This is a genomic window from Streptomyces sp. RP5T (assembly GCF_003933965.1).
In the GTDB taxonomy this organism is placed as follows: domain Bacteria; phylum Actinomycetota; class Actinomycetes; order Streptomycetales; family Streptomycetaceae; genus Streptomyces.
Genome location: NZ_RSAJ01000772.1, coordinates 1 through 3,331, shown reverse-complemented (window position 1 = coordinate 3,331; position 3,331 = coordinate 1). Strand labels below are relative to the sequence as shown.

General features: G+C 70.5%; 3 protein-coding genes. All 3 read left to right on the top strand.

What is annotated here, in order from left to right; all coding sequences use genetic code 11:
* Positions 1-376: 376 nt before the first annotated feature.
* The 3 genes from EHS43_RS40735 to EHS43_RS40725 all read left to right on the top strand — a co-directional run bounded on the left by EHS43_RS40735 (position 377) and on the right by EHS43_RS40725 (position 3,155).
* Complete coding sequence (locus EHS43_RS40735) at positions 377-949, top strand: winged helix-turn-helix domain-containing protein (RefSeq protein ID WP_125195570.1); 573 nt, start codon at positions 377-379, stop codon at positions 947-949.
* Between the two features lie 13 nt (positions 950-962).
* A complete protein-coding gene (locus EHS43_RS40730) occupies positions 963-2,192 on the top strand; it encodes an acyl-CoA dehydrogenase family protein (RefSeq protein WP_125195569.1) in 1,230 nt (409 codons plus the stop codon).
* Positions 2,193-2,372: 180 nt separating this feature from the next.
* Positions 2,373-3,155: a sulfite exporter TauE/SafE family protein gene (locus tag EHS43_RS40725; protein WP_125195568.1), complete on the top strand. Its 783-nt coding sequence runs from the start codon at positions 2,373-2,375 to the stop codon at positions 3,153-3,155.
* Positions 3,156-3,331 lie beyond the last annotated feature (176 nt).

Genomic DNA, 3,331 nt, shown 5'->3' with positions numbered 1-3,331 from the left:
CCGCCAGAACGACGCGGTCGCCCGCGCGCTTCTGCATGCCCTGAGCGCCATCGAGGCGTACACGGCCACGTCAGCGATGGACGGCCCGCCTCTCAGAGTCTGAGACCTTCCCCACTTTTCCTACTGAATTACTAGGGAAGCCTTGACTGAGTCCGCAGGGGGTGCGCAGGATGATGAACATGTCCCGTAAGCAGCAACGACTCGTTCGTCGTCGGCATGTCGACCTTGGTCACGTCGTCAGTGCCGCCTGCTGCCGCGCGTAAGGCACGCGACGCACGTTCTTCGCCCGTGCCACTCCGTTCGCCCTTTCACAGGCGATCAGGCGCATTCACCCACCACGTCTGACGGCCCGACACACTTCTGAGGGACAACCGCCATGACCACGGCACTTCCGGCCCAGGCCACCCCACACAATCCGCGCCCCGCCGACACACCCCGTCTCCGCCTGGTGGGCGATACCGCTCAACGAGCCACCCAGGAACCCACTTCCGCGCCGCTCGTCGGCTACCTCGTGCTCGTCCCCGAGGGCACCGATCCCACCGAGCTCTTCGCCAAGGACAGGCCGCGGCCCGAGATCCGACCGCTCACCGCACCGGGCTCGGCAACCCCTGTCCGGACAGCGGCGGACGACGTCATCCACATCGATCCAGCGCGGCATGTCGCCGCAGTCGACGGCCGTGAACTCGACCTCACCTACCTGGAGTTCGAGCTGCTTGCGCATCTCGTTCAGCATCCCCACCACGTGCAGGCCCGTGATCGACTGGTGGCCGCCGTCTGGGGCTACGACCACATCGGCGACGGCCGCACCGTGGACGTCCACATCGCCCGCCTGCGCCGCAAGCTGGGTGAAGCTCACCGGCACCGCATCGTCACCGTTCGGCGCGTGGGCTACAAGTACGTGCCCGACCAGCAGGCGAGCTCCAACGCCGCGCCCTGCGGCCGACCTTGAGGAGACCACTTCCATGGGCCTTGCCTCAGCACCGTCCCATCCCGCCTCGCCGTCCGAGCGATGCGGGCCCGGCCATGCGCACTGGCTGCGCGTGGCCCGCGAGACGGCGGACGACCTGGCCACGGACGCGGCGGCCAGGGAGCAGGCGGGCAAGGCCCCGATCGACGAGGTGTCCCGGCTGCGCGAGGCGGGACTGCTGACGCTCCTGACGCCGACCGAGCCCCAGGGAGGCGGCGCGGACTGGCTGACGGCCTACGCCGTCGTCCGGGAGATCGCCGCGGCCGACGGCGCGATCGGTCAACTGCTCGGCTGTCACTACTTCCTGTCGTGCAGCGCCCGGTTCTTCGCCGGGCCCGCTCTCGCCGCGCGGACAGAGGAGCGGTCCGCAGCCGAACAGTGGTGCTGGGGCGGCGGTTTCGCGCGTCAGGAGCCGCCCCTGGTGCTGGCGAGAACCTCCAGGGGGCGGGTGCTCAACGGTCGACAGAGCTACACCACCGGGGTCCTGGTAGCCGATCGCCTCGCCGTGCGCGCCGTACGGGCGGACACGGGTGAACCACTCGCCGTCGTGGTGGATCCCTCCCGTAGCGGTGTGGTGATCGACAGCGATACCGACCCCTTCGGCCAGCGGCTCGCGGCCGGCGGCAGCGTGGAGTTCGACGACGTACCGGTGGGCGCCGACGACGTGCTCGGCTCCCTGTCCGCGGACGAGGACCTGCTGTCGCCCCGGGCCGCCCTGGCATCTCCGGTCGGGCGTCTCTTCTCCGCCCAACTCCTTCTCGGCATGGCCGAGGGAGTGCTCGCCGAAGCCCGTGAGTACAGCAGGACGGGCCACGCATCCTGGCATCCAGCCTGGCCGATCGGCACCCCGCACGACCCTCAGGTGCAGACCGCCTACGGAGAACTCACCGTCCTCACCCGCTCGGCGTCGGCACTCACCGATCAGGCATTGGACGCCGTGCGAGGCGGACTTGAGCGCGGCGATGAGCTGACCTACGACGAGTGTGCGGACATCTCCGCCCTCGTGGCCATGGCCGAAACCGCCGCGGCCCGGGCAGCGCAGGATTCCACCACGCGCGCCCTCGACATCATCGGCGCCGGCTCCACCTCCGCACGGCTGGGCTTCGACCGGTTCTGGCGCAACGCCCGAACCCACACCCTGTACGAGCCCGTCGCCCACCGGCTCCGCGACGTCGGGGAGTACTTCCTCAACGGCGCTCATCCTCCGTTCGTCCTGCCCGCCTGAATCGGGAGGCGGGGACGTTCGGGAAAACCGATCCCGGGGGACGATTCCTCAGACCCGGCCATGCCCGAGCCGGTCGGCCCACCGCCAGGATCCCTCGCTACCGGGTTGCCCAGCAGCCCGTGGGCCGACAGCGGGACCACGGCGGCGATACGGGCCGGACATTCGAATCGGAGGCCTGCCGTGACATGGTCAACAGGGCTGGCCGGGCTGGCGGTCGGCCTGCTCATAGCTGTGGTGACCGCGCCGGTGGGGGTGTCGGGTGCCGTGTTCCTGCTGCCCGTGCAACTGAGTGTCCTCGGAGTACCCAGCCCGGCGGTCACGCCCACCAATCTGCTGTTCAACATGGTGGCCGGGCCCGGCGCCCTGGTGCGCTACCGCCGCGAGGGCCTGCTGTACGGTCCACTGACGCGCCGTCTGGTGACCGGCACACTGCCCGGAGTGGTCGTCGGCGCCGTCATACGAGTCTTCGCCGTCCCGGGGGCCACCGTCTTCCGCCTTCTGGTCGCCGCTCTGCTGATGCCACTGGGCCTGTGGCTCATCCGGCGCACCCTCAGGCTCGCCCGGCCCGCCCCGACTGCGGAACCCTCGCCGCGGACCATCACCGGACTGGCCCTGGTCGTCGGGGTCGTCGGCGGGATCTACGGGATCGGCGGCGGATCCATCCTCGGCCCCATACTGGTCGGCCGGGGCATGCCCGTCGCCCACGTGGCACCGGCCGCCCTCGCCTCCACGTTCGCCACCTCCGTGACCGGGGCCGCGGCCTTCGCCCTGCTGTCCCTGACGGGCTCCGGTGACATCGCCCCCGACTGGTACCTCGGTCTGGCCTGCGGCCTCGGCGGACTGATCGGCGGGTACCTCGGGGCACATCTGCAGCCTCGGCTGCCCGAAACGGCACTGCGTCTCCTGCTCGGAGTCGTGGCCACCGCCCTCGGCGGCCTCTACGCCGTGCAGTCACTGCGCTGACGACGGTGGCGGTGACGGTGGCGGCACGATACGGCGGTCACCACCTCACCGAACCCGTCAGTGCCCCGGCTGGTCCAGAAGGTCATCCTGCCGGCCTCGGTGCCGGTGATGTTCACCAGCATCCGGATGGCCGGAGCGGTGTCGATCCCGGTGACCGCCGAGCGACGGCTCAGCTC

What these genes read in the sequence shown, in the direction of transcription:
- EHS43_RS40735 (WP_125195570.1), top strand. Translation starts at nt 377, where the DNA reads ATGACCACGGCACTTCCGGCCCAGGCCACCCCACACAATCCGCGCCCC.
- EHS43_RS40730 (WP_125195569.1), top strand. Translation starts at nt 963, where the DNA reads ATGGGCCTTGCCTCAGCACCGTCCCATCCCGCCTCGCCGTCCGAGCGA.